General features: G+C 60.0%; 19 protein-coding genes and 1 tRNA gene. 17 read left to right on the top strand and 3 right to left on the bottom strand.

Features of this window, described 5'->3' with window-relative positions; genetic code table 11:
• The coding region (locus tag ACX80D_RS14090) for an IS110 family transposase (protein WP_459323502.1) at window positions 1-756 on the bottom strand (756 nt) is incomplete at its 3' end.
• A gap of 576 nt (window positions 757-1,332) precedes the next feature.
• On the opposite strand from ACX80D_RS14090, the gene ACX80D_RS14085 reads away from it, so the two are divergent.
• The 9 genes from ACX80D_RS14085 (at window position 1,333) to ACX80D_RS14045 (ending at window position 10,691) form a co-directional block, all read left to right on the top strand.
• A tRNA-Pro gene (locus ACX80D_RS14085) sits at window positions 1,333-1,405 on the top strand.
• A gap of 88 nt (window positions 1,406-1,493) precedes the next feature.
• Complete coding sequence (gene tig, locus ACX80D_RS14080; protein WP_459323500.1) at window positions 1,494-2,864, top strand: trigger factor; 1,371 nt, start codon at window positions 1,494-1,496, stop codon at window positions 2,862-2,864.
• A 269-nt stretch (window positions 2,865-3,133) separates the two neighbouring features.
• Window positions 3,134-3,754: an ATP-dependent Clp protease proteolytic subunit gene (locus ACX80D_RS14075; RefSeq protein WP_459323499.1), complete on the top strand. Its 621-nt coding sequence runs from the start codon at window positions 3,134-3,136 to the stop codon at window positions 3,752-3,754.
• Window positions 3,755-3,789: 35 nt separating this feature from the next.
• Window positions 3,790-4,464 (top strand): ATP-dependent Clp protease proteolytic subunit, encoded by a 675-nt coding sequence (locus ACX80D_RS14070; RefSeq protein ID WP_459323498.1) that lies wholly within the window; start codon window positions 3,790-3,792, stop codon window positions 4,462-4,464.
• A 188-nt stretch (window positions 4,465-4,652) separates the two neighbouring features.
• Window positions 4,653-5,939, top strand: a complete 1,287-nt coding sequence (gene clpX / locus ACX80D_RS14065; RefSeq protein WP_459323497.1) for an ATP-dependent Clp protease ATP-binding subunit ClpX — start codon at window positions 4,653-4,655, stop codon at window positions 5,937-5,939.
• A 149-nt stretch (window positions 5,940-6,088) separates the two neighbouring features.
• The gene (locus ACX80D_RS14060) at window positions 6,089-6,715 is read left to right on the top strand and encodes a mycothiol-dependent nitroreductase Rv2466c family protein (RefSeq protein ID WP_459323496.1); all 627 of its coding nucleotides are present in this window, start codon (window positions 6,089-6,091) and stop codon (window positions 6,713-6,715) included.
• Window positions 6,716-7,476: 761 nt separating this feature from the next.
• Entirely contained in the window at window positions 7,477-8,622 is a 1,146-nt protein-coding gene (locus ACX80D_RS14055) for a glycosyltransferase family 4 protein (RefSeq protein WP_459323495.1), read from the top strand.
• Entirely contained in the window at window positions 8,619-9,872 is a 1,254-nt protein-coding gene (locus ACX80D_RS14050) for a UDP-glucose dehydrogenase family protein (protein ID WP_459323494.1), read from the top strand. Before ACX80D_RS14055 ends, ACX80D_RS14050 begins: the two co-directional genes overlap by 4 nt.
• 6 nt (window positions 9,873-9,878) lie before the next feature.
• Window positions 9,879-10,691: an SGNH/GDSL hydrolase family protein gene (locus ACX80D_RS14045; protein ID WP_459323493.1), complete on the top strand. Its 813-nt coding sequence runs from the start codon at window positions 9,879-9,881 to the stop codon at window positions 10,689-10,691.
• A 108-nt stretch (window positions 10,692-10,799) separates the two neighbouring features.
• Here ACX80D_RS14045 and valS read toward each other — a convergent pair whose 3' ends face one another.
• Entirely contained in the window at window positions 10,800-13,421 is a 2,622-nt protein-coding gene (valS, locus tag ACX80D_RS14040; RefSeq protein WP_459323492.1) for a valine--tRNA ligase, read from the bottom strand.
• 55 nt (window positions 13,422-13,476) lie between these two features.
• Between valS and ACX80D_RS14035 the strand changes: the two genes are divergently transcribed.
• The 7 genes from ACX80D_RS14035 (at window position 13,477) to ndk (ending at window position 21,216) form a co-directional block, all read left to right on the top strand.
• Window positions 13,477-13,956 (top strand): MepB family protein, encoded by a 480-nt coding sequence (locus tag ACX80D_RS14035; protein ID WP_459323491.1) that lies wholly within the window; start codon window positions 13,477-13,479, stop codon window positions 13,954-13,956.
• Window positions 13,957-14,093: 137 nt separating this feature from the next.
• Window positions 14,094-14,594, top strand: coding sequence for a DUF488 domain-containing protein (locus ACX80D_RS14030; protein WP_459323490.1), 501 nt, complete (start codon window positions 14,094-14,096; stop codon window positions 14,592-14,594).
• Window positions 14,486-15,253: an SDR family oxidoreductase gene (locus ACX80D_RS14025; RefSeq protein WP_459323489.1), complete on the top strand. Its 768-nt coding sequence runs from the start codon at window positions 14,486-14,488 to the stop codon at window positions 15,251-15,253. The genes ACX80D_RS14030 and ACX80D_RS14025 overlap by 109 nt, the downstream gene beginning before the upstream one ends.
• Before the next feature lie 367 nt (window positions 15,254-15,620).
• Entirely contained in the window at window positions 15,621-18,911 is a 3,291-nt protein-coding gene (gene ileS, locus ACX80D_RS14020; protein ID WP_459323488.1) for an isoleucine--tRNA ligase, read from the top strand.
• Entirely contained in the window at window positions 18,912-20,294 is a 1,383-nt protein-coding gene (locus ACX80D_RS14015) for a bifunctional folylpolyglutamate synthase/dihydrofolate synthase (protein ID WP_459323487.1), read from the top strand.
• Window positions 20,295-20,297: 3 nt separating this feature from the next.
• Window positions 20,298-20,747, top strand: coding sequence for a DUF4233 domain-containing protein (locus tag ACX80D_RS14010; RefSeq protein ID WP_459323485.1), 450 nt, complete (start codon window positions 20,298-20,300; stop codon window positions 20,745-20,747).
• Between the two features lie 52 nt (window positions 20,748-20,799).
• The gene (gene ndk, locus ACX80D_RS14005; RefSeq protein WP_459323484.1) at window positions 20,800-21,216 is read left to right on the top strand and encodes a nucleoside-diphosphate kinase; all 417 of its coding nucleotides are present in this window, start codon (window positions 20,800-20,802) and stop codon (window positions 21,214-21,216) included.
• A gap of 197 nt (window positions 21,217-21,413) precedes the next feature.
• Here the strand turns inward: ndk and ACX80D_RS14000 are convergent, their stop codons facing one another.
• The gene (locus ACX80D_RS14000) at window positions 21,414-22,040 is read right to left on the bottom strand and encodes a vitamin K epoxide reductase family protein (protein ID WP_459323482.1); all 627 of its coding nucleotides are present in this window, start codon (window positions 22,038-22,040) and stop codon (window positions 21,414-21,416) included.
• A gap of 372 nt (window positions 22,041-22,412) precedes the next feature.
• Between ACX80D_RS14000 and ACX80D_RS13995 the strand changes: the two genes are divergently transcribed.
• Window positions 22,413-26,081 carry an Rne/Rng family ribonuclease gene (locus ACX80D_RS13995; protein ID WP_459323480.1) on the top strand — a complete coding sequence of 1,223 codons (3,669 nt, stop codon included), beginning with the start codon at window positions 22,413-22,415 and terminating at the stop codon, window positions 26,079-26,081.
• The last annotated feature ends 33 nt before the right edge of the window (window positions 26,082-26,114 follow it).

Raw genomic sequence — 26,114 nt, 5'->3', positions numbered from 1 at the left:
TGTGGCGGCTGTTACCGGCCCGAATCCTTTCTCATCAAGCAGTGGCGCCGCGTCACTGATGGTGACCAAGGACTGCAGTTGCTTCTCATTGTTTTTTAGCTGCTGGTCCAGTCCCAAAATGCTGTTTGCCAGTCGTACTGCCTCTGCTCGGGCAATCGAGAGGGAGAGCTCTTCATCCCGCTCACGCCACCGGCTGATCTCACCGATTTGGATGGGGGTGAGCTTGCTTCGGGCATCAATTCCCAGGTCGTTGCTGCGCACCAGGGCGTTGAGGGCGTTGACTGAGCGGGTACGGTCTTGGGCCATGGAACTTCGGGCTGTGGTTAGGATTCGCAGGCCTTGCCTGGCTCCCTCGTTCAAGCGGGGACGACGCAATTTCTCCACCTCCAGCGGAAGAACTGCCATGGCGATGCGGTGGGCATCGAGGGCATCAGATTTTCCGACCCCATGGTTCTTCTTCATATCCATGCGCGGTGCTTCAGCGACCGGGTACCCAGCAGCAGCTACGGTGCCTGCCAGGATGGCCCCGTAAGAGGCGGCACCTTCTATGACCCACAGGGTGTCGGCGTCGGCTTCGGTACGGCGGGCAACCCAGGCGATGGAGCGGTTAATGCCGGCCGGGCTGGTAGGGAAAGACTGCGTATCCAGCAACGCACCGTTGGTGGCGTCGAGGATAGCGAAGACGTGATTACGGGCGTGCGTGTCAACGCCTACGACAAATGAGTGAAAATCCGCGACGATAGTCAAGATGGTCACCGTACTTCCAGTTGTGATGGACATGGCTGGTGGCCGTCACCGGCCGGTACCAGTCCGGGTAAGGGTCACAACGGAACAGCACTGTGATGGGTCACGCTTGCAAGGGCGGACAATCTTCTAATCAAGCTACCGAGGTGGGCCGGACAAGTACCGGCCGGCCCGCCTTACTGAATGGACATATCGGATCAAAGGCACACTGAGGGCCAGTGAGCTTTAGAGTCACATCCAGGGGCGGAACGGCCAATACCATCCTGCCAGCCAGTCCCAGACCAGCTACAAACAAGTCTCACAGTGAGCTTTGGTCGTTTAGAGCGGGCGTAAACGACCAAAGCTCACGGATGAAATCGACGGAACCCTGGGTTCTACTCGCTAAGCCTGCTGGAGCCCGGTGGAGCATGGGTGGAGCCAGAAGCGCAGGGAAACCCATCCTGCGTCGTGCATTAGCCCGTGCATGAAGGGTCGCGCATGAATGTATGTAGCGGTGCGGATAAGCGGCCGTGGATGCGCGGATTTTGCGGGTGTTTTGCCCCGATTGTGCATCTGGGAACTTTTGCCCGTAGACTGTTGCGGGCACTACGGGGCGTAGCGTAGTGGCTAGCGCGCCTGCTTTGGGAGCAGGAGACCGCAGGTTCGAGTCCTGTCGCCCCGACTTCAGCATTATCCGGTTCACTTTTGGTCAGTGGCTGCCCATGTGCTGGCCTAATTATCCATCAACAGACCATCAGGAGTACCACGCTGTGAAGAGCGCTGTCGAAACCCTCACACCCACTCGTGTAAAGCTCGATGTTGAGGTTTCCTTTGAGGAATTGAAGCCCAGCATCACCGAGGCTTACAAGACCATTGGTACCCAGGTCCAGGTACCCGGCTTCCGTAAGGGCAAAGTCCCGAACACGTTGATCGACCAGCGCGTTGGCCGTGGCTACGTTTTGGAGACCGCTATCAACTCCGGCCTCAACGGCTGGTACCAGGAAGCTGTCATCGAGAACAAGTTGGTTCCGTTGAGCCGTCCCGAGGTTGAAATCACCGAGGTTCCGGATCCCACAGCCACCGATGGCGTAGTCAAGTTCCACGTTGAATTGGACATCCGCCCCGAGATCGAACTGCCGAACTACGAAGGCATCGAGGTTGAGGTTGCTGCTGTAGAGGCTGCTGACGAGGACACCGAGAAGGCTCTCGATGACCTGCGCGCACGCTTCGGCACGCTGAAGGTCGAAGACCGTCCGGCTGCTGATGGTGACTTCCTCACCATCAACATCGCCGCCAAGATCGACGACGTCGAGGTTGACTCAGCAACGGATCTCTCCTACCAGATCGGTGCAGGCAACATGCTTGACGGCCTGGACGAAGCTGCAACCGGCCTCTCCGCTGGTGAAGAAGCTATCTTCAGCACCAAGCTTGCCGGTGGCGAGCATGCAGGCGAAGAAGCGCAGGTTACCCTCAAGGTCACCTCCGTCAAGGTCCGCGAACTGCCCGAGGCAAACGACGACTTCGCACAGCTGGCTTCCGAGTTCGACACCATCGCAGAACTCAAGGAAGACTTGGCCAAGCAGGCTGCAGAATCCAAGACCGTAGAGCAGGGTGTTGAAGCCCGCGACAAGGTTCTTGAGAAGCTCGTTGCACTGGTTGAGGTTCCCGTTCCGGACTCCGTGATCGAAGAGCAGCTCGAGCAGCACTTCAAGCCGGAGAACTCACACGGTGCCGAAGAGCACGACACCGAGGAGCACCGCGCCGAAGTCAAGGAAAACACTGAGAAGGCTTTCCGCAACGAGATCATCCTTGATGCCATTGCTGAAAAGGAAGAAATCAGCGTCAGCCAGGCTGAACTGATTGACTACATCGTTTCCTCCGCCAGCCAGTACGGCATGGAACCGAACCAGTTCGCTCAGATGCTTGACTCCTCAGGCCAGGTCAACATGATCGTTGGCGAAGTTCGCCGCCGCAAGGCTCTCGCCGCTGTTCTGGGCAAGGCCACTGTAACCGACTCCGAAGGTGCCGCAGTAGATCTGACCGACTTCGTTTCAGTCGCCTCCGAGGAAGAAGAAGTCACTTCCGAAGATGAGGTCATCGAGCCCACCGCCGTCTCCGATCCGGGCGAAGCCCGCATCTAAGACATTGCCCTCACGGGTTAGCAGATTTACCAGCCGTTGCCGGTTCCCTCTGGGAGCCGGCAACGGCTTTTTGTGCCCACAGACAAGCCTGTAGGTGGGCGCATTTATTCCCCTACGCGCAGGGCGAACGGCGATCGTGCGCCGACAGCGAACAGCGTCCAGATGGGCCACAAAGCAAGCCAGAAAAGGGCTACTGTCCAAGTAGTGAACATAAGTGTTGGTTCCGCTGGGCACGCCTAGCAGGCCACACGAAGGAGAGGTAAACCACCATGGCACAGCACACCACCCCCACGATGGCCAGCGCGGACCCGTCCGGATCGGATGCGTACATCTACAACCGCCTGCTGAAGGAACGCATCATTTGGCTGGGCTCGGAAGTTCGTGATGACAACGCGAACCTGATCTGCTCGCAGCTGTTGCTGCTCTCGGCTGAGGACCCCGAGAAGGACATCTTCCTCTACATCAACTCACCCGGTGGCTCAGTCACTGCCGGTATGGCCATCTACGACACCATGGAGTTCATCCCGAACGACGTCGTCACTGTCGCCACCGGGCTGGCCGCCTCGATGGGGCAGTTCCTGCTCTCCTCAGGCACCAAGGGCAAGCGCTACGCGACGCCCAACGCACGCATCCTCATGCACCAGCCTTCAGGCGGTATTGGAGGAACGGCGTCGGACATCAAGATCCAGGCCGAACTGATCCTGCACATGAAGAAGGTCATGGCCCAGCTGACTGCAGAGCAGACCGGCCAGACCATTGAGAAGATCCTCGTCGACAACGACCGCGACAAGTGGTTCACGGCCGAAGAAGGTCTGGAATACGGCTTCTTCGATAAGATCGCCCGTCACGCAGGAACCGTTGCCGGTGGCGGCGGAACCAACGCCAACTAAGCAAGCCGAAGAACAGATTTCAGGAGCAAGTAGACATGACTTATAACTTTGGCAGCACAGCGTTTGGCAAAACCGCCGGCAACCTGCCCACCAGCCGTTACGTACTTCCGCAGTTCGAGGAGCGCACGCCCTACGGCTTCAAGCGCCAGGATCCGTACACCAAGCTTTTCGAAGACCGGATTATTTTCCTAGGTGTTCAGGTTGATGACGCATCGGCCGATGACGTCATGGCCCAGCTGCTCGTGCTGGAAGCCGACGATACCGACCGCGACATCACCCTGTACATCAACTCTCCCGGCGGATCGTTCACGGCCATGACGGCCATTTACGACACCATGCAGTTCATTCGCCCCGAGATTCAAACTGTCTGCCTGGGCCAGGCAGCTTCGGCAGCAGCTGTGCTCTTGGCAGCCGGTGCACCCGGCAAGCGTTTGGCTCTGCCGAACGCTCGCGTACTGATCCACCAGCCGGCACTCTCCGGTGGCCAGGGCGGCCAGGCCTCTGACTTGGAAATCCAGGCCAATGAGGTCATGCGCATGCGTGAATGGTTGGAGAACACCCTGGCTGATCTTTCCGGCCGCACGCCGGAGCAGGTCAGCAATGATATTGAGCGCGATAACATCCTCACCGCCGCTCAGGCTAAGGACTATGGCCTGATCGATGAAGTGCTGGCACCGCGCAAGATGAAGCCTGCCGCCATCGCGCGTTAGGCAAGCAGAAGTATCTGCCGGAACAAGGGAATTAGTCCCTTGTTCCGGCGTTTGCATTCCGCCCAATGTCACACCCGTGGCTTAGAGTGGAAGGTAATTCGAAGGACGTTTTGCGGCACCTGCTGTGGAATGAAGATGTAGTAGAGGTAACACCGCTACCGGCGGGTTATTCGTGGAAGGACACGCCAATGGCCAGGATGGGCGAAAGCACCGATCTGCTGAAGTGTTCCTTCTGTGGAAAGAGCCAGAAGCAGGTCCGTAAGCTCATTGCCGGACCCGGTGTTTACATCTGTGATGAGTGCATTGAACTGTGCAACGAAATCATCGATGAAGAACTCTCTGAGGTGGCGGACCTAGACGCTTTTGAACTGCCCAAGCCGCGGGAAATCTTCGACTTCCTGCAGGAATACGTCATTGGTCAAGAGCCCGCTAAGCGCTCCCTCGCTGTCGCCGTTTACAACCACTACAAGCGCATCCAGTCCGGGCACGCCGTCAAGAGCACCACCATTTCTGGCGGTGTCCACGACGAAGTAGAAATTGCCAAGTCCAACATCTTGCTTGTCGGGCCTACCGGGTGCGGCAAGACGTACTTGGCGCAGACCCTTGCCCGTCGTCTCAACGTCCCGTTTGCCGTGGCCGATGCCACCGCCCTAACCGAAGCTGGCTACGTGGGCGAGGACGTGGAAAACATTCTGCTCAAGCTCATCCAGGCCGCTGACTTCGACATTAAAAAGGCCGAACAGGGCATCATTTACATTGACGAGATTGACAAGATCTCGCGCAAGTCCGAGAACCCTTCCATCACCCGCGACGTCTCCGGCGAAGGAGTACAGCAGGCGCTGTTGAAAATTCTCGAAGGAACAGTTGCCTCAGTTCCCCCGCAGGGTGGGCGCAAGCATCCGCACCAGGAATTCATTCAGATTGACACCACCAATGTGCTCTTCATTGTGGCGGGCGCATTTGCTGGCCTTGAAGAAATTATCGGCTCCCGTGCGGGTAAGAAGGGCATCGGCTTTGGCGCTCCGCTCAGCGCCTTGAAGAAGAACGAGGCAAGCTACGCCGATGTCATGCCCGAGGACCTCCTGAAGTTCGGGCTGATCCCCGAGTTCATTGGCCGCCTGCCCGTCATCACCACCGTCACCCAGCTAGACCGTACTGCGCTGATCCAGATACTCACCGAGCCTAAGAATGCGCTCGTGAAGCAGTACCAAAAGATGTTCACGCTCGACGGCGTTGACCTTGAGTTTGATGACGAGGCGATGACTGCCATAGCCGAGCTCGCTTTGGACCGAGGAACCGGTGCCCGCGGACTGCGCGCCATCTTGGAAGAAGTGCTCCAACCCGTCATGTTCGATCTGCCCAGCCGCGAAGACATTGCCACCGTAGTGATCACCGCAGACGTAGTGGCCAAGAAGGCCGAACCAACGTTGATCCCACACGAGGTTGTTGCCAAACGCAGGAACAAGTCAGCGTAACTGCGGCTTCTGAACCCACTTCGGCTTCCGGCCCGGATTCCACCTCTGATACCTGCCCGGAATAGTTTGTAGATCCCCGCGGTTGAAAAGAGCGATGGGCTTTGGCCCGGTTTCTAGCTGGAATCCATGTTCTACCAAGGAGATTTTTCGTGTCTGAAAGCACTTTGACTACACCCGAAACAGCCGATTTCTGGTTTGACCCCACCTGCCCCTTTGCTTGGGTCACCTCGCGGTGGATCGGTGAAGTAGAGCAGGTCCGCAATATCTCGGTCAACTGGCATGTCATGAGCCTCTCGGTGCTCAATGAGAATAACCAGGATCTTCCCGATCAGTACAAGAACCTCATGGCCAAGGCCTGGGGCCCGGTACGCGTCATCACGGCTGCAGCTGCAGCCCACGGCAACGAAGTCATCAAGCCCCTCTATGACGCCATGGGCACGCAGATCCATAACAATGGCAACAAGGACATTGCCGATGTCATAGCCAAGGCTTTGGCTGAGACTGGTTTGCCGTCCGATCTGGCAGCCGCAGCGACCACAGATGCCCACGATGTCGCTTTGCGTGCCAGCCACGCTGAAGGCATCAGCAAGGTTGGCCAGGACGTGGGCACACCGATCGTGGCCTTCAACGGCACTGCCTTCTTTGGTCCGGTCATCACTCGCATCCCGCGCGGAGAGGAAGCTGGCAAGCTCTGGGACGCCACAGTGACATTGGCCAGCTTCCCGTACTTCTTCGAGATCAAGCGCAGCCGCACCGAGGATCCGCAGTTCGACTAAACTGCGGCCCGCTCTGCAGTTATTGTGTGTCGGAGGGCAGGTGGGAAAGTTTGTAAAAAAACTTTCCCACCTGCCCTTGTCTGTACCCGGGGACAGGCGCATACTTGTTCTTACCCAATCCGCCAAGGAAAGGGCTGATAGATACTAAAAAATTCAGTGACTGAACCTATGATCATTGAGCACTGCTTCGGCGGGACGCTCGTAAAGGTTCTTAGCACCGGTGACGCGGTGACTGTCCTGAAAATCATTAGCATCGATCAGACCGCGAACGTCACACGCGGTATGAAAGTCGAAGCCCCACCGACGGCAATTAGCCGATGGGGCTTCCCCTTTGCCCAAAATCAGGTGCAACGGCCAAAGCGGGCCCTGGGCGAGTCAGTGGCTTTTTCCGGAGCCCATCCTGGTGCCTTTTGCTATTGATGCCATTGGGCGCCCCTCTAAACGCTAGATGTTCTCGGATTGTTGCACTGCAACTCTCACCTTGGCGGGCCACCCCGTAGTCGAGACTGCAGCTGATGCGATCTGGGGATTCCACAGTGCAGCTGATGCGGAAAATCCGGGGGTTTTACCGCATCAGCTGCGATCTGGAATCCGGGCTTGCGCAGAAATCGCATCAGCTGCCGTTTCAATCTCGCCGAGGCGGCATTTCCGTACGCACCGATTCTCGATAGCTGAATCCAAAGGCTTCAGTTCATCTGCTCTTCACCGTGATGTTCCTGCAACAGCCCGTGGCGGCAACCTCAACGTGTCACGGTTAGAACGTGAAGATCGCCATCATAGCTGAGTCATTCTTGCCGGAAATGAACGGGGTCACCCATTCACTCCTGAAAATCCTCCAGTACCTCGACGCCCGCGGTGACGAAGTTCTGGTCATTGCCCCGTCGACCTTACAAGATGCACCCCGTGTGGTTGAAGGGGCAACGGTGCGGCGGCTTCCGGCCATTGCGCTCACGGGATACCGGAATATCAGGATAGCCGTGGGCGGTGTCAGGAGGGTGAAGCTCCTTCTTGCTGAGTTCAACCCGGACGTGGTCCACCTCGCCTCACCCTTCGTGCTTGGCTGGCGGGCAGTTCGCGCCGCAGCTGCCCTAGGGATTCCCACCGTAGCCATTTATCAGACGGATGTGCCAGGCTACGCGGGGAAATACGGGCTGACGTACCTGGAAAACTGGGCGTGGCAGCGAGTAGAGCGCATCCACACAGCGGCCACCACAACACTGGCGCCTTCCACTGATTCGGTGCATAAACTTCGTGGCCACGGAATTCCTCGGGTGCAGCTCTGGCGCCGTGGCGTAGACACCGAACGTTTCCACCCCAACAAACGCAGCGCAGAGTTCCGGGCAGAGGTTGCCCCCGGCTGTACCAAGATCATTGGATATGTGGGACGGCTGGCGTTGGAGAAGCAAGTGCAGGACTTGGCCGTGCTGGCGGATATCCCAGATTGTCAACTGGTCATTGTAGGGGACGGACCGCAGCGGGCTGCCCTGGAAGATGCCCTGCCGCACGCACATTTCACGGGTTTTCTCGGGGGAGAGGACTTGGCTGTGGCCATGGCTTCCTTTGATCTCTTTGTGCATCCGGGCGAGTTGGAGACCTTCTGCCAGACCATCCAGGAAGCCATGGCCTCCGGTGTGCCCGTAGTGGCCACAGGACGCGGCGGGCCCGTGGACCTTGTGGATTCTTCCCGCACAGGTTGGCTCTACACTCCCGGCAATTTGCACGAATTGCGCACTTACGCCGTTGACCTGATGGGCGACGACGCCAAACGCGCCGCCTTTGCCGCCGCAGCCTTCCAGCAAGTCCAGGGCCGTAGCTGGGCCGTCGTGGGAGACCAACTGATGGACCATTACGTTCACGCCATAGCAGCGGGTTCAGTCTTGCCTGCCGAACTGAGCCGAACAAAATGAAGATTCCAGTCATTGGAGCCGGCTACTTCTGCACCGTTCATGCAGCCACGCTGGCCGCCATGGGCCATCAGGTCATCGGATTGGACACTGATGCCGACAGAATTGAGCAGCTGGCTGCGGGGTTGGCGCCGTTCCCTGAGCCTGGCCTGGTGGAGCTCTTGGAAGAAGGGCACGACGGCGGCCGCCTCACCTTCACCACCGACCCGGCATTGCTGCAGAACCTGCATCCTGGTGTGGTGGTGGGCAAATCGAGCGTTCCAGTGGGCACCGCTGCTCAGATTCAAGAGATGCGCCTCGGGACGGGGGCAGTACTGGCTTGGAAACCTGAGTTCCTGCGCCAAGGTACGGCTGTGGAAGATTCCTTGGTTCCGGATCGGCTGGTCTACGGCGCCCAAGATGGCGATGCCGGAGCCTTGGGGGCCGAGGCTCAGGATGCCGTCTATGCTCCACTGCTGGAACGGGGAACCCCGCGCATCATGACTAACTTCGCCACAGCGGAACTGATCAAGGCCTGCGCCAACGCGTTATTGGCTTTGAAACTTTCCTACATCAACACAGTCGGTGAGTTTTGCGAAGAAGCCGGGGCCGACGTCGTGCAATTAGCGCAGGCATGGGGGCACGATGAGCGCATCGGGGGCAAGTACTTTCAGGCTGGAGTGGGCTTTGGTGGTGGTTGTCTGCCCAAGGATCTACGATCGTTCAGGACACAGGCGCAAGCACACGGTGTGGAATCGCTCGATGCGATGTTCTCCTTAGTTGATGGCGTGAATGCCGACGCGCGGTATCTAGTGGCCGAGACTGCCGTTCGCTTGTTGGGTGGAACGGTCAAGGGACGGACCATTACGGTTCTGGGAGCCTCGTTCAAGCCTCATACCGATGATATTCGGGATTCACCTGCCTTGGATGTGGCCTGTCAGCTGGCAAACAAAGGAGCCAAGGTAGCAGTGACTGATCCGCAGGCAGTGGAAGCGGCGTGGCTGCAATATTCTCAGCTGACGTTTGAAAGTCAGATTGAGACGGCATTGGCGGGGGCCGAGTTGGTATTGTTCTTGACGCCATGGCCAGAGTTGGTGGCCATGGATCCAGCACGCACAGCCGCACTGGTACAGCGCCGCGTCATGCTAGATGGCCGCAATCCTTTGGATGGTGCGCGATGGGCCGATGCCGGGTGGGAGTATCACGGCGGGGGCCGGGTCCGGGTCGCAGGATTAACGCAGGCTAGCACGTCCCGCCCGCAGGCTGCGTTCTAGCGGGCCGTGATACTGAGAAATCCGGGCCGCTATGTGGCGTTGGGTGACTCCTTCACTGAAGGAGTCGGTGATACCAGCAAGCACCTGCCTAACGGTGTCAGAGGCTGGGCAGATCGGGTGGCAGAGGCGCTAGCCCACGATACGCCTGGCTGGGAGTACGCCAACCTGGCCATCCGTAGCAAACGGTTACGCCACATTATTGCCGAGCAGATCGAGCCAGCCCTGGCCCTGGAGCCGACGCTGATCACCCTCTACGCCGGCGGTAATGACGTCATGGATGTGGGTACCTCAATCACCGTGATCCTTGAGCAGTACGAATTCCTGGTGGCGCGGTTAGTCAGCTCTGGGGCTACCTTGCTGCTGTTCACCGGATATGACGTTGAGGTCTCGCCACTTCTGGCGCCGTTGCGACGCAAGAATCACGCCTACAACTGCGGCATCAAGGCGATCGCGGCCAAGTATGGGGCCACCGTGGTGGATTACGCAGCTCTTGACGCCTACGCAAACCCGCGCATGTGGTGCTCAGACCGGTTGCACATGTCCAAACGAGGGCACAAGTACTTGGCCGCCCACGTGTTGGAGATCCTGGAGGTTTCTCATGGCATCATGCTCAAGGAGAAAAAGCTCCCACCCGCACCCACCTGGAAACAGCGAGGACACGGGCACTATGTGTGGGTGGCGCAGTGGGTGGTGCCGCTCATTGGGCGCAAAATCCGGCGCACCACCTTGGGCGATTCGCTGACTCCGCGATGGCCGATGCCGGTACCCGTGCCGCCCAAGAAGGGCCTGAAGAAGTTGGTCCAGAAGATCAGGCGCTGAGGCAAAAAGGAACGCTGCACCACTAAAAGTGATGCAGCGTTCCACATATACCGCCAAGGACCCGGCGCTATTGTCTAGTCTGAGCTATTCAATAGCCCGCGCGGTTACCTAAGCCTGAACAGGCTCCTCCGCCGGCGCAAGCTCGACGTCGGACACCATCAGTTCGCCCTCGCCTACAGCAACTGTGATCTCCAGAGCATTGGCAGCAGCTTTCAGGTCACCCAAGCCGGCCCTCAGCTGGGCTGCCTGAACGTCGCTAGCGGTCACGGTCGCGGCGAGCACCTGGGTGCGCTGCTTGACCTTGGCCTCGGACTTAGCCTTACGGACCCCACTGAGAGCGTCGCCCACCGTCGCGAGTAAGGAGGTGTCGCCGTCGTCCACGCCAACAGCGGCGGGCCACGGTGCGCGGTGCACCGAGCCGGCGCGCCACCATCCCCACACTTCTTCCGTGGCGAAGGGCAGGAAGGGTGCGAACAAGCGCAGCAACGAATCGAGCGTGGTGGCCAGAGCAGCCAGCACCGAAGCCTGGCCTTCCTCCCCGGATGCGCCGTAAGCGCGGTCCTTGATCAGCTCAACGTAATCGTCGGTGAAGTGCCAGAAGAAGCTCTCGGTGATCTGCAAAGCACGGGCGTAATCGTACTTTTCAAACGCAGCCGTTGATGCTGAAACAACTTCGGAGAGCTGGGCCAGCAGGCCACGGTCCAGCGGGTTGGTCAGCACAGCGGTGTCGGCTGTGAGCACATTGGCCTCGGTGGCGCCCAGGTTCAGCACGAACTTGGAGGCGTTCAAAAGCTTGATAGCCAGGCGGCGACCAATCTTCATCTGCGCAATCTCATAGGCCGTGTCTGCACCGAGCTTGGCCGAGGCTGCCCAGTAGCGGACGGCGTCGGCGCCAAAGTCATTGAGCACGTCGGTGGGGACCACCACGTTGCCCTTGGACTTGGACATCTTCTTGCGATCCGGGTCAAGGATCCAACCCGAGATGGCAGCGTGCTTCCACGGCGCGCTACCCTGCAAGGCGTCGGCGCGCACGGCGGAGGAGAACAGCCAAGTGCGGATAATGTCATGGCCCTGGGGACGCAAATCAAACGGGTAGACCTTGGAGAAGAGGTCCTCGTCAACACCCCAGCCGCCCACAATCTGCGGGGTCAGCGAAGAGGTTGCCCAAGTATCCAGCACGTCGGCGTCGCCCACAAAACCGCCAGCTACATTGCGCTGATCCTCGGTGTAGCCCGGAGCAACATCCGCTGCGGGGTCAACCGGGAGCATCTCGGTGCTGGGCAGGATGGGGTGATCGTAGTCCGGGTTAGCGTCAGCATCCAGCGGGTACCAGACAGGAACCGGCACGCCGAAGAAGCGCTGGCGCGAAACCAGCCAGTCGCCGTTCAAGCCGGAGATCCAGTTGTCATAACGCGAGCGCATGAACGCCGGGTGGAATTCAATTTCCTTACCGCGGTTGATCAAGCGTTCACGGCGTTCCTCATCGCGGCCACCGTTGCGGATGTACCACTGGCGGGAGGAGACGATCTCCAAGGGCTTGTCACCCTTTTCGAAGAAGTTCACGGGGTGCATGATCTTCTTGGCTTCGCCGTCCATCAGCTCAGCATCAGTGAGCATCGCAATGACGCTTTCCTTGGCGCTGAAGACGGTCTTGCCAGCGATGGATGCGTAGTTGGCGCGGCCTTCCTCAGTGGTGATCCACTCCGGAGTTTCTCCAAGGATGCGGCCGTCACGGCCCACAATGGCGCGGGTGGGCAGCTGCAGTTCACGCCACCAGATAACGTCGGTCAAGTCACCGAAGGTGCAGACCATGGCGATGCCGGAGCCCTTGTCAGCCTTGGCGAGGGCGTGCGGACGGACTTCAACCTCAACTCCGAACAACGGTGAGGTGACCTTCTTGCCGAACAGCGGCTTGTAGCGCTCATCATCCGGATTCGCCACCAGGGCCGAGCATGCTGCAAGAAGTTCCGGGCGAGTGGTCTCAATGTAAATCTTGGTGCCGTCTTCAGCGAAGAACGGGTAACGGTAGTACGCGCCCGGCATTTCGCGGTCTTCCAGCTCTGCCTGCGCAACAGCCGTACGGAAGGTGACATCCCAGAGGGTGGGGGCTTCGGCCATGTAGGCGTCGCCGGCGGTCAGGTTTTCCAAGAAACCGCGCTGCGAAACTGCCCGTGAATGATCATCGATGGTGCGGTAGGTCAGCGCCCAGTCAACGGACAGGCCCAGGGTCTGGAAGAGGTGTTCGAAGACCTTTTCATCCTCAACAGCCAGCTCTTCACACAGTTCAATGAAGTTCTTGCGTGAGATGACATCCCAGTCGCGCTGGTTCTTCGCCGGGGCGGCCGGGGGACGGTAACCCTCCACGTAGGAGAATTTCGGATCGCAACGCACACCGTAGAAGTTCTGCACGCGGCGCTCGGTGGGCAAGCCATTGTCATCCCAACCCATGGGGTAGAAGACGTTCTTGCCGTTCATACGCTGGAAACGAGCCAGCACATCGGTCTGTGTGTAGGAGAACATGTGTCCCACGTGCAGGGAGCCCGACGCCGTCGGCGGGGGAGTATCAATGGAATACACCTGCTCCCGCGTGGTCTCACGGTCAAATTTGTAGGTGCCCTCTGCCAGCCAGCGCTTGGTCAGGGACTCTTCCAGGCCCTCCAAAACGGGCTTGTCGGGAACGTTGCTTGTGGTGGGTGCGGGCGTGTCTGTGCCCGGAATGTTTTCAGCCATGGTCCAAGTCTTTCATGAGTTGCCTCCTAACCCAGATTCGGGCCTTAATGGGCAGGTGAGTATCCCTACGCAGGCAACCAGAATGTGGCAAGCGGCCGCGCTGGAGTATGCCCAGATCCAGCCTGAGCCGGAGAGTTCCGACGATGCCGCGCACACCCTTCTTCTCGGTGACCGGCCCACCATATTTCGCCAAGCCAAGACCACACCCACCAAGGTTGGCCAGTTCGTCACCTTGTGGCAGCGTTCCGCGGAGGGATCCATCCGTCCCTTTGACACGCACGACGGCGTTGAGCTGTTTGTCATCCAAGCTGGCTTGGGCGCGGGGCTGGGACAGTTCGTGTTCCCCCTTGGCGTTTTGGCTCGCCACGGGGTGGTCTCAACTGACGGTAAGGGAGGTAAACGGGCCATGCGCGTCTATGCTCCGAATGTTCAGGTGTCCAGCGCCCAGGCTCTGCGGACGCAGAACTGGCAGTGCGAGTACTTTGTGGCGCACGACGCTCCCGCTGAACGGTTCCGCGAACTGTTTTCCGCCTGAAGCCTGCCTAGTTCCACCCGTTTTCGGCCTGAAGCCTGAACGTATACGCACCACTCGCGTCAAGTGGTGCGTAGAGACACCTAGACGCACCAGTAACATCGGGTGGTGCGTATGTGTTCGGGGTTTAGGATGCGGATATGGGTACAGTGCGGATTTTACGTGTGTATGAGGAGCCAAACCCGGGGGAGTACCGCGTCTTAGTCGATAGGCTGTGGCCCCGTGGGGTCAAGAAGGACAAGATCAATCTCTGGCTCAAGGAAGTGGCACCCAGTACAGAGGTGCGCAACGCCTTTGGCCATGTGCCGGAACACTTCAATGCCTTTGAACGTCACTACTGCGCGGAACTGGAACATAACTCAGCCGTGGCGGAACTGCGCACAGTCATCAAGGATCACGAAAAAGTGGTACTCCTCTACGGCGCCAAGGACCACGAACAGAACCAGGCCGCCGTGCTGCTGGGCTTCCTGAACCAACAGCCGCAGCCCAAAACAGGTTCTTCAGCTCAGCCCAACCGCGCTAGATTAAAACCATGGCTGAAAACACTTCCAAGAATGCAATTGTCACTGGCGCCAGCTCCGGCATCGGTGCCGCCACTGTCCGTCAACTCCGCAGCAACGGCTGGAACGTCATCGCCGTAGCCCGCCGCGAGGACCGCTTAGCCCAGCTGGCACAGGAAACTGGCGCAACACCATTCACTGCGGACGTCACCGTAGCCGGGGACATCGAGCGGCTTCGCGCCTTCGCCACAGAGACGTTCAAAGCAGTAGGTGGCGTGGATACCCTGATCAATATTGCCGGTGGCGCTCGCGGTGTGGATAGCGTAGCCAACGCCAAGGATGACGATTGGGAGTGGATGTTCCAAGTCAACGTGCTGGGCACGCTGAATGTCCTCAAGGCCTTCCTTCCCGATCTGCGTGAGCATGGTTTTGGCACCGTACTGAACCTGACCTCCACCGCCGGGCACACAGCATACGAAGGCGGTGCTGGCTATAACGCCGCCAAATTCGGCCAGCATGCTCTGACCGGAGCTCTGCGTTTGGAGGAAGCGGAGCACAACATCCGTGTCATCGAGGTAGCCCCCGGAATGGTGCACACCGAAGAGTTCAGCAAGAACCGTCTCGGCGGCAACCAGGAAGCTGCGGAGAAGGTCTATCAGGGGGTAGAGAAACCACTGACGGCGGAGGACGTAGCGGAGGTGGTGGCCTACGCCGTCGGGCTTGCCCACCACATCAACCTGGACCAGATTGTCATGCGTCCGGTGGCCCAAGCAGCAGCACACAAGGTGATTCGCCGCTAGCTACGTCCGCTCCACATTGACCAGTGAGCTTTGGTCGTTTAGACCGGGGGGAAGCGACCAAAGCTAACGGGTCAATGTATCTGGGGCAAATGGACGCGGACTGGTGCATACCCCGCACGGATTCCGCCAGTCCAAGCCCTGCACAAGTATCCGGTAGAATAGAGGACAAAGCGTTGACCCGGCTATCACCGGTGAGCTTCCGGAAGAACGCCGCGCGCTACGCAAAGCAAGTAGAACCGGACGGGTAAGCCCGTCACAGCAGTTAATGAGCGGCCGCACTTGGCAACAAATGCGGTAAGCGAGGTGGTACCGCGGCGCAAGCCGTCCTTGCATCCTGAACCTGAACACTAACCACCAGGATGATGTGATGACCCACTTCCCGAAGGCCTCTGCCGCCGCCGGCCTCCACGCCAAATCCAAGCACGTCCCCTCCTCCGTGAATTTCCCGAAGGTAGAAGAACTCGTCCTGAAGTACTGGGATGAAGACGGCACTTTCCAGGCCAGCATTGATGCCCGCGACGCCGGTGAAGACGGGTCAAACGAGTTCGTCTTCTATGACGGTCCCCCTTTCGCCAATGGCCTGCCGCACTACGGCCACCTGCTGACCGGCTACGCCAAGGACCTGGTGGCCCGCTACCAGACCCAGCGCGGGCGCCGTGTTGAGCGCCGCTTCGGCTGGGACACCCACGGTCTGCCGGCCGAGCTGGAAGCCATGAAGCAGCTGGGCATGACGGACAAGGCCCAAATCGAGGCCATGGGCATCGACAAGTTCAACGACGCGTGCCGCTTTTCAGTCATGAAGTACGCCGGCGAGTGGCAAGAATACGTCACCCGTCAGGCTCGCTGGGTGGACTTCGACAACGACTACAAGACACTCAACGTTGAGTACATGGAGTCTGTTCTTTGGGCGTTCAAGCAGCTCCACACCAAGGGGCTCACCTACAACGGCTACCGCGTGCTGCCCTACTGCTGGAAGGATGAGACCCCTCTCTCCAACCACGAGCTGCGCATGGATGACGATGTTTACAAGGACCGTCAGGATCAGACCGTCACCGTCACTTTCCCCATCCTGACCGGCGAATCCGCCATCTCACAGGAGCTGGCCGGCGTCGGCGCCATGGCTTGGACCACCACGCCCTGGACCCTGCCCACCAACCAGGCCCTCGCCGTCGGACCCAACGTCAGCTACTCGGTTGTCCCGGTTGGCCCCAACGGTGTCACCCTAGGCGCCACAGCCGAGAAGTTCCTGCTGGCAGCTGATTTAGTCGCCGCCCACGCCAAGGATCTAGGGTACGACGACGGAGCTGCCGCGACGGCCGCTGTCACCGCCACGTACATGGGTACCGAGCTGGAAGGCCTGAAGTATGAGCCCTTGTGGGACTACTTCGCCGACGACGAAAAGTACGGAACCGCCAAGTCCTGGCAGTTCCTTGTAGCTGACTACGTCACCACCACCGACGGTACCGGTATTGTTCACCAGGCCCCGGCCTACGGTGAAGAGGATCAGAAGGTCTGCGAGGCGTACGGCATCCCCGTCGTTCTCTCCATCGATGAGGGCGCCAAGTTCTTGCCGCTCTTCGCCGAGGGCCCGCTCAGTGAGATCGCCGGCGTGCAGGTCTTTGACGCCAATAAGACCATCACTCGCGTGCTCAAGGACGCCGGCCGTTTGGTCCGTCAAGCCAGCTACGTGCATAGCTACCCGCATTGCTGGCGCTGCCGCACACCCTTGATCTACCGCGCCATCTCCTCCTGGTATGTAGAAGTTACCGCCATCAAGGACCGCATGACCGAGCTGAACCAGGACATCAACTGGATCCCCGGCAACGTCAAGGATGGCCAGTTCGGCAAGTGGCTGGCAAACGCTCGCGACTGGTCCATCAGCCGCAACCGCTACTGGGGTTCACCCATCCCGGTCTGGCAGTCCGATGACCCCGAATACCCGCGCACCGATGTGTACGGCTCCGTCGCCGAGATGAAGGCCGACTTTGGCCGCCTGCCGCTGAACAATGAGGGCGAAGTGGACCTGCACCGCCCGTTCATCGACGAGCTCACGCGCCCCAACCCGGATGACCCGCGCACCCCGGAGCAGGGCCAGTCCACCATGCGCCGCGTCGAAGACGTCTTAGATGTCTGGTTCGATTCCGGCTCCATGCCCTACGGACAGGTCCACTACCCGTTCGAAAACGAGGAATGGTTCAACACCCACAACCCGGCAGACTTCATTGTCGAGTACATCGGTCAGACCCGCGGCTGGTTCTACATGCTGCACATCCTCTCCACCGCTCTCTTTGACCGCCCGGCCTTCCGCAACGTCATCAGCCACGGCATTGTGCTGGGCTCCGATGGGCAGAAAATGTCCAAGAGCCTGCGCAACTACCCAGACGTCTCCGAGGTCCTGGATCGCGACGGCTCCGACGCCATGCGCTGGTTCCTCATGGCCAGCCCGATCCTGCGCGGTGGCAACCTGGTGGTCACCGAACAGGGCATCCGCGACGGCGTCCGCCAAGTCATCTTGCCGCTATGGAACGTTTACAGCTTCTTCACCCTCTACGCGAACACCGCCAATGAGGGCAAGGGCTACGACGCCAAGCTCCGCTACGACGGCTACACCGATCCCATGGACCAGTACCTGCTCGCCAACACCGGCGATCTGGTCCGCGAAGTGACCGCCAAGCTGGATGGCTATGACGTCTCCGGCGCCTGTGATTTACTGCGTATTTACTTCGACATGATGACCAACTGGTACGTCCGCCGCAGCCGCACCCGCTTCTTTGACGAGAGCGCCGATGCCTTTGACGCCCTCTACACTTCACTGGAGACCGTGTGCCGCGTGGCCGCCTCGCTGTTGCCGCTGGTCACCGAGGAAATCTGGCGCGGACTCACCGGTGGCCGTTCGGTGCACCTGAGCGATTGGCCCAACGCTGACCTCTTCCTGCCCGACGCCGCACTGGTGGAGCAGATGGATCAGATCCAGCAGATCTGCTCCACCGGTTCCAGCCTTCGCAAGGCTGCCAAGCTGCGGGTTCGCCTGCCCCTGCAGGAACTGACGGTGGTTGCCCCCAACGCCGCAGCCCTGAACAGCGGTGCCGGGATCGTTGCGGAGGAGCTGAACATCCGCTCCGTGCGCTTTGTTGACGCCGCGGATGCTTCCCCGGAAGAGTTCGGCATCTCCCAAAAGCTTGTCGTCAACGCCCGTGCCGCCGGGCCTCGTCTGGGCAAAAACGTGCAGCTCGCCATCAAGGGCTCCAAGTCCGGTGATTGGTCCGTGACCGACGGTGTTGTTACTGCCGGTGGTCTGGAGCTGGAACCCTCCGAGTACACGCTGGAGACCGTTGTCCAAGACGCGGCCGACGCCGGTAAGAGTGCCGTTGCGATGTTGCCCGGTGGCGGCTTCGTGGTGCTCAATACCGAGTTGACTCCCGAGCTTGAGGCCGAGGGTACGGCTCGCGATATGGTGCGCGCCATCCAGCAGGCACGTAAGGACACGGGCCTGCAGGTCAGCGACCGGATCCGCACCATCATCAGCGCCCCGCAGGACATCATCGATGCGCTGCATGCCAACACTGAGCTGGTCAAGAGTGAAACCTTGACGCTGAAGCTTGAACTTATCCCCGGTGACGTTGAAACCACCATCACAGTTGAACGGACAGTGTCGTAAATGACTGTAAACCACGACGAATTCTCTGTGGAGAGCGTCTACGCCGAACTCCTGGGCCGTGCCCCGGAGAACAAGATGGAACCGCGTCTGGCTCCCTTGTTCCGTGCAATGGATATTCTGGGTGACCCCAACAAGGCGTTCCCCATCATCCACATCACCGGAACCAATGGAAAAACCTCCACGGCACGCATGATCGAGTGCGGCCTGCTGGCTCACGATCTGCGCACTGGCCGTTACACCAGCCCGCACCTGACGAAGGTCACCGAACGCATCAGCGTTGACGGGGCTCCTGTCAGCGATGAGACGTTTGTGCGGATCTGGGACGAAATCCGCCCCTATCTGGAGATGGTCGACGCCGAACTCGAAACAGCAGGCGAAAACCGCCTGACGTACTTCGAATGCCTCACCATCCTGGCGTTCGCCATCTTTGCCGATCAGCCAGTGGATGTAGCTGTCATGGAAGTTGGTTTGGGCGGTATCACCGATGCCACCAATGTGGGCGATGGCCAAGTTGCTGTCATCACCCCCATCTCGCTGGACCACACCGAATTGCTCGGTGACACCACGGGTCTGATTGCCGAAGAGAAGTCAGGCATCATCAAGGAGGGTGCGTTTGTCATCAGCGCTGCCCAGCCACAGGATGCTGCCGAAGTCATTTTGGCGGCGGCCCGCGAAAAGCATGCCGACTTCCGCTTTGAAGGCGTGGAGTTCGGTGTGGAGTCACGCACCGTGGCCGTGGGTGGACAGCAGTTGGATCTGCAGGGTCTCGCCGGTCGCTACCCAGGGATCTTGCTACCGCTGCACGGTGAACACCAAGCCCAGAATGCCGCCGTCGCACTTGCGGCGTTGGAAGCCTTTTTGGGCGGCGGCGAGAAGGAACTCAACCGGGAACTGGTTCAGGATGGCTTCGCCGCTGTCACCTCCCCTGGCCGCCTAGAAGTCATGCGTACCTCGCCCACCATCGTGGTCGATGCCGCGCACAACCCGGCAGGGATTGCCGCTAGCGCCGCGGCCCTGCAGGAGTCCTTTGCCTTCAGCAAGCTTGTGGTGGTTCTGGGTGTTCTGGTCGAAAAGGATGCCGAGGAAATCCTCAATTCCCTCAAGGAAGCGTACGGCGATGAAGCGCAGGAACTGTGCCTGACCCAGTCCAATTCTCCGCGGGCCATCCCGGCCGAGGAACTGGCCGAACTCGCTGTGGACCTTGGCTGGGCTGAGGAAGATATCCACATTGCACTAAAGCTCGACGACGCCATCGAATGGGCCGTTGAACGTGCCGAAGCCAACAATGACCTCGCTGGCGGTGTGCTGATCACCGGTTCGATCACGCTGGTAGGTGAGGCCCGGATCCTGCTGGGCCGTCCCGGTGAAAAGGAAGGTGCCTAACTCATGGCGAAGCTGACAAAAGCCCAGCGCGAATGGAAGCCCAACACGCCCAAGAAGGTGCGCTCCACCAAGACCATGTTCGCCTCGGTGGTGCTGATGCTCGAGGCGTTCGTGGCGCTGTTCCTGGGGCTGGCGCTGTTCGGCCTCAAGGACAAGAACCCGGCCTTTCTCATCGCCGCCGGAATTTTGGCGGTCTTGTTGATCCTCGCCTGCGGTGTAGTCCGTAAGACGTGGGGCATCGCCTTTGGCTGGATTCTGCAACTGCTGCTGATTGCGGGTGGTTTCTGGGAACCGTCCATGTTCGTGGTGGGCGTGCTCTTTGCGATCGCCTGGTGGTACGCGCTGTTCGCCGGTGCAAAGATTGACCGTGAGAACGTTGTTCGGGCCAAGGAGCAAGCCGAATGGGACGCAGCCAATCCCGTAGAATCTGCTCCCGAGCAGCCGTCCAAGTAAACTGTTTTTGATTGTCCTTATTAGATTTTTTACCTAGTTATTGGAGTTATTCGTGAGCATTGAGCGCACTCTTGTCCTTGTGAAGCCCGACGGCGTGGCACGCAACCTTTCCGGCGCCGTTCTGGCCCGCATCGAAGCCAAGGGCTACACCCTGGCCGAGCTGAAGAAGGTTTCCGCTACCCGCGAGCAGCTGGAGGCACATTACGAAGAGCACGTTGGCAAGCCGTTCTACGAGCCGCTGGTTGAGTTCATGCTCTCCGGCCCGGTAGTCGCCGCGATCTTCGAAGGCCACCGCGTCATCGAAGGTTTCCGCGCACTGGCCGGCACCACCGATCCCACCACTGCCGCTCCGGGTACCATCCGCGGCGACTTCGGCCGCGACTGGGGCCTGAAGGTGCAGCAGAACCTGGTCCACGGCTCCGACTCTGTTGAGTCCGCCGAGCGCGAGATCGCCATCTGGTTCGCGTAATACCCCATAGAGTACGACGGCGGGGGGGGGCCTTTTTTCCAAAAGGGGGCTCCCCCCCCCGTTCCCCACCCGCTCCCGCAGCTCGCAAGCTCACTGCGGGTCCCTCGCGGGCGTGGGCCCATCCACCCGGTCGCACAGCTCGCAAGCTCACTGCGGGTCCCTCGCGGGCGTGGGCCCATCCACCCGGTATGGGTTGTTTAGCCCAGGATGGCGTACATGAAGCGGAAGAAGATGGACGCCAAGACGCCGATGTAGAGCAGGCCCACGATCACCCAAACCCAGTCGTTGAGGAACTTCCGCAGTCCTGCAGGGGCCGGGATAACGCCGTGGTTGATGTTGCGCACCGTGGTGAGAACAAAGATCGGGATCATCATGGCCCACACGATCATGCAGTAGGGGCACAGCACAGCCAAGGAGTACAGGGCCGTGAACCAGAACCAACTCACCAAAGCCATACCGGCCGTGATGCCGAGCTGCAGGCAGATCCAGAACCAACGGTTCATGCGTGCTCCGGCCAACAGGACCACGCCTACTGTGATGACCACGGCAAAGGCGCAGATGCCAATGAACGGATTGGGGAAGCCTAACAGGGCGGCTTCCGGAGTCTTCATCACATCGCTGCAGGAGATCCAGGAATTGAAATCACAGCTCGCGGACGCGTTGGGATTTACATATAAGTTCAGCCGCTCCATCACCAAAGTAAAGGACGAGATCCACGCAATAGCTCCGGTGATGATCAGCAACCAGCCAAAGGGTTTGGCTCTGGACATGGCTGGTAGGTCCAAGTCGGCGGGATCACTGGTGGAAATGTTGGTGCTGGGCATGGAGTCCTATTCCTCGCGAAGGCGTGATTGTGTCCTGATTGTAGCGCGTGAATCTAGGCGCGCCCTGCGTGGAATCGCGGGTTGGACAGGCTCGTATGAGACAATGATTTCGGCTGGCTGGTGATCCACATGCGCCTTTCGGTCCAATGGCACGCCCACGGGCTGCTGGAGAAGACGCTGCCTGCGTGTGCAGCCATCCACCAGCCACGTTTCTCGCAAACCATTGGCTTTTCAGAGCTTGCGCACCCATCAAGTTGGTGCCGCCTGAGGAGTAATTAGACGACTTCCGTCAGCGCCCGAGGGTGTTGGCACATCGGCCGAACTTGGCACCCGATGTGGGGGTGGCACGTCGGCGCGAAGGTAATGCCCACAATGGAAAATGAACAACCCACACTAGACAACACAGATGTTGCGCAGGTAGCTCCGGTCAAGGCTCGCGCCTCACGATCGCGCCGCGCCACCTCAGCAGTGACCAGCCCCGGCTCCGCGGCTGCACCGGCTGTCACTGCCGCGAAGGTCACGGCAGCTGCCGCGCCGGCCGCTGCCAAGGAGCCTGTTGCGGCAGCTGTCCAGGTTGAAGCAGTCGAAGCCACTGCCCCTGCCAAGAAGGCCCCTGCTCGACGCAGTCGGGCGAAGAAGACCGACGCCGCAGCTGATGCGGTTGCCGCTGTCACCGTTTCTGCTGCGGAAACAAACAGCGCCACTGACCCGTCGCTTCTTGATGCCATCGCCGAGGTAGCTGTCACGAAAGCCACAGCTCCCGCCGCAGCGCCGGTTAAGAAGGCCACCCGCCGCCGTGCCAGCGCCCCTGTCACGGCACCTGTTTCGGCAGAGGTTGCTGGGCAGGGCGAATTGAGCTTGGCAAGCGAGGAGTCGGCCATCGCTGCGAAGACTGAAGCAGCTCAGCCTGAAGCGGCACAGACAGAAGTTGCTCATGCTCAGGCTGCTCCGGTCAAGAAAGCCCCAGTGCGGCGTAGCCGGGCAGCGAAAGCTCCCGTCACCAAGGTTGCCGCCACCGAAGCTCTTGCGGCTGACGTTGCAGCAACGGAAGTACAATCACCTGAAGCTGCCGCTACGGCAACTGCTGCAGAAACCGCCACGGACGGGTCCGCTGCCACCTCCTCCACAGAATCTGCCCCCGCTGCTGGCCGTTCCACACGCCGGGCACCCTCTCGCCGCGCCGCCGCCAAAGCTGGAGCGCCAGCCCCAGTCGTTGCTGCTCAGGATTCTGCCTCGGAGGCGAATGCTCAGGGGAGTGACGCCACTGATGTCCCGGCTGCGAAGAGCCAAGCTACTTCTGAAGTACTCGACTCTGGCGCTGCGTCCTCGGATACTGCTTCGGCAGCTCCCAGGGGGACCCGTGGCCGCCGACGGACCGCCACTAAGGCTGCCGGGCGCGCAACTGACCCTATTGTGGCACAAGCTCCGGCCGAAGAAGTCGCTCCGGCCGAGCCCGCCACTGTTGAGCCTGAGGCTCAGCCGGCCCCTGTGACGGAGTCCTTGTTCTTGGCTCCCGACGCCGGTATCTCGGCACTGTTCTTGGCTCCGGATCTCAGCTTGGCTGTTTCGGCAACCACTCCTCAGGACGCGTCCGACGGCGATAGCGGTGACAAGCAGCGTTCAGGTGCGGACAACGAGCAGCGCGGCCGCAACCGCAACCGCCGCCCGAGGGCAACTGACGCTGACGCTGGTGAAAGTGCTCAGGACACTGAGCCCTCTGACCATGACAGCGATGATTTGGACGACGGCGTGACTTCCCGTCGCCGTCGCCGTCGCCGCCGCGGTGATCAGGATCTGGAACTGAGCGGTGGCAGCGATGAAGACCCGCCCAACACAGTGACCCGAGTCCGTGCCCCGCGCGTGCCCACTGAGCCTGCAGCAGGGGTCAGTAACCGCGTCACCAGCCTGCGCGGCTCCACCCGTTTGGAAGCGAAGAAGCAGCGTCGCCGCGATTCTCGCGACTCCGGCCGCCGCCGCACCGTCATCACCGAAGCCGAGTTCTTGGCTCGCCGCGAATCTGTAGACCGCGTCATGGTGGTCCGCCAAGCTGATGACCGTATCCAAATTGGTGTCCTGGAAGACGGCATCTTGGCCGAGCACTTTGTTTCAAAAACTCAGCAGGATTCCCTGATCGGCAACGTCTACGTGGGCAAGGTCCAAAACGTCCTGCCGAGCATGGAAGCAGCCTTCGTCGACATTGGACGCGGCCGCAATGCTGTGCTGTATGCCGGTGAGGTTGATTGGGATGCTGCTAACCTCAACGGCCAGCCGCGCCGCATTGAAAACGCGCTCAAGTCCGGTGACTCTGTCTTGGTCCAGGTCTCCAAAGATCCTGTTGGCCACAAGGGTGCCCGCCTGACCAGCCAGATTTCCCTGCCTGGCCGCTACCTGGTATTTGTACCCGGCGGCTCCATGACAGGCATCTCACGTAAGCTGCCCGACGTGGAACGTAACCGCCTCAAGCGAGTTCTCAAGGATCACCTGCCGGAGAACGCCGGAGTCATTGTGCGGACCGCGGCTGAAGGCGCCAGCGAAGAAGAGCTCACCAACGACATCAACCGTTTGCGTGCCCAGTGGGAAGGCATCAATAACCGTGCTGCCTCGACCAAGACGCTGGCCCCTGAAATGTTGTATGGCGAGCCAGATCTGACCATCAAGGTGGTCCGCGACGTCTTCAATGAAGATTTCAGTAAGCTCATCGTCTCCGGTGAGGATGCCTGGGACACCATTGAAGCGTATGTGACATATGTTGCCCCGGATCTGCTGGATCGCCTGGAAAAGTGGACCAAGCCCGAGGATATTTTCGCTGCGCATCGCATTGATGAGCAGATTAACAAAGCACTTGAGCGCAAGGTCTTCCTGCCTTCCGGTGGCTCGCTTGTCATTGACCGCACTGAAGCCATGACCGTGGTGGATGTCAACACCGGTAAGTTCACCGGCTCCGGCGGAAACCTGGAAGAAACTGTCACCAAGAACAACCTTGAAGCCGCAGAAGAAGTGGTTCGACAGCTGCGTTTGCGTGACATTGGCGGCATCATCGTCATCGACTTCATCGACATGGTGTTGGAATCTAACCGCGATCTGGTGCTGCGCCGCCTGGTGGAGTGCTTGGGCCGTGACAGGACCAAGCACCAAGTAGCCGAGGTCACCTCGCTGGGTCTGGTTCAGATGACACGAAAGCGCATGGGCACAGGTCTGCTGGAAGTCTTCGGCGAGCAGTGTGGCACCTGTGCCGGCCGCGGCATGGTCACGCACGAGATCCCCGTGGAGCACCGCCGCACGCATTCCCCTGCAGTTGAAGCTGCACAGGCGCACGCGCACGCACCTAAGCAGGAACAGCGCGAACCCGAACGCACAGCTAACCGGTCAACTCGCAGTGAACGCAAGCGTAACCGCAACCGCGGACAGAACGATGGTCAGGATCAAGAGACCGTAACCACCCCCGTGGTTGAGGAGCCGAGCGAAGCCGCTAAGGCACAGAAGGCCCACGAAGCCCGTACCGCCTTGGCGAACATCGCCGCTGCGGCTGCTGCCACGCACCATGAGCATGCTCCTGAGCAGCGCGCAACAACCGCGACAGAAACAGAAACAGCAACAGAAACAGCAGAGTCTGCCCAACAGCATGACTCTGCTGATACTGGCATTCTCACTTTGGGCGGGGAAGCCATTGAGCTGCCGCGCGGACACCGAAGTGAAAGCAGCGGCTTTGCGCAGCCCAACAATGCTGATCAGGCAGCAGCCTTGGCGGGTCTGACCCAAGCGTTGGATCAGCTCGTTGCCCCTAGCCAGGAAGCGGCCCATGAGGGAACCGAGCCCGGCGGCAACCGTTCGCGCGCACGTCGTGGCCGGCGTAATCGCAGTGCCCGCAGTGCTCAGGGTGGGGCAGATATGACGGTCGAGACCGTTGATGCGCCTCCCGCAGCTCAGGGCTCCACACCGCATAGCAGTGCCGAAGCAGAAATCCCGGCTCCTGCAGCAGCGGTCAAGAAGAACGCCGAGCCCATCATTTTGGGTGTAGGAGTTCCGGCCTCCGAGCTGTAGTAGCTCCGGCGCAGTTGAACTGGCCCGCAGCGG

The organism is Arthrobacter sp. Sr24, from assembly GCF_054511175.1.
The sequence above is the reverse complement of the archived record's forward strand: the minus strand, read 5'-3'. Positions and strand labels throughout refer to the sequence as shown.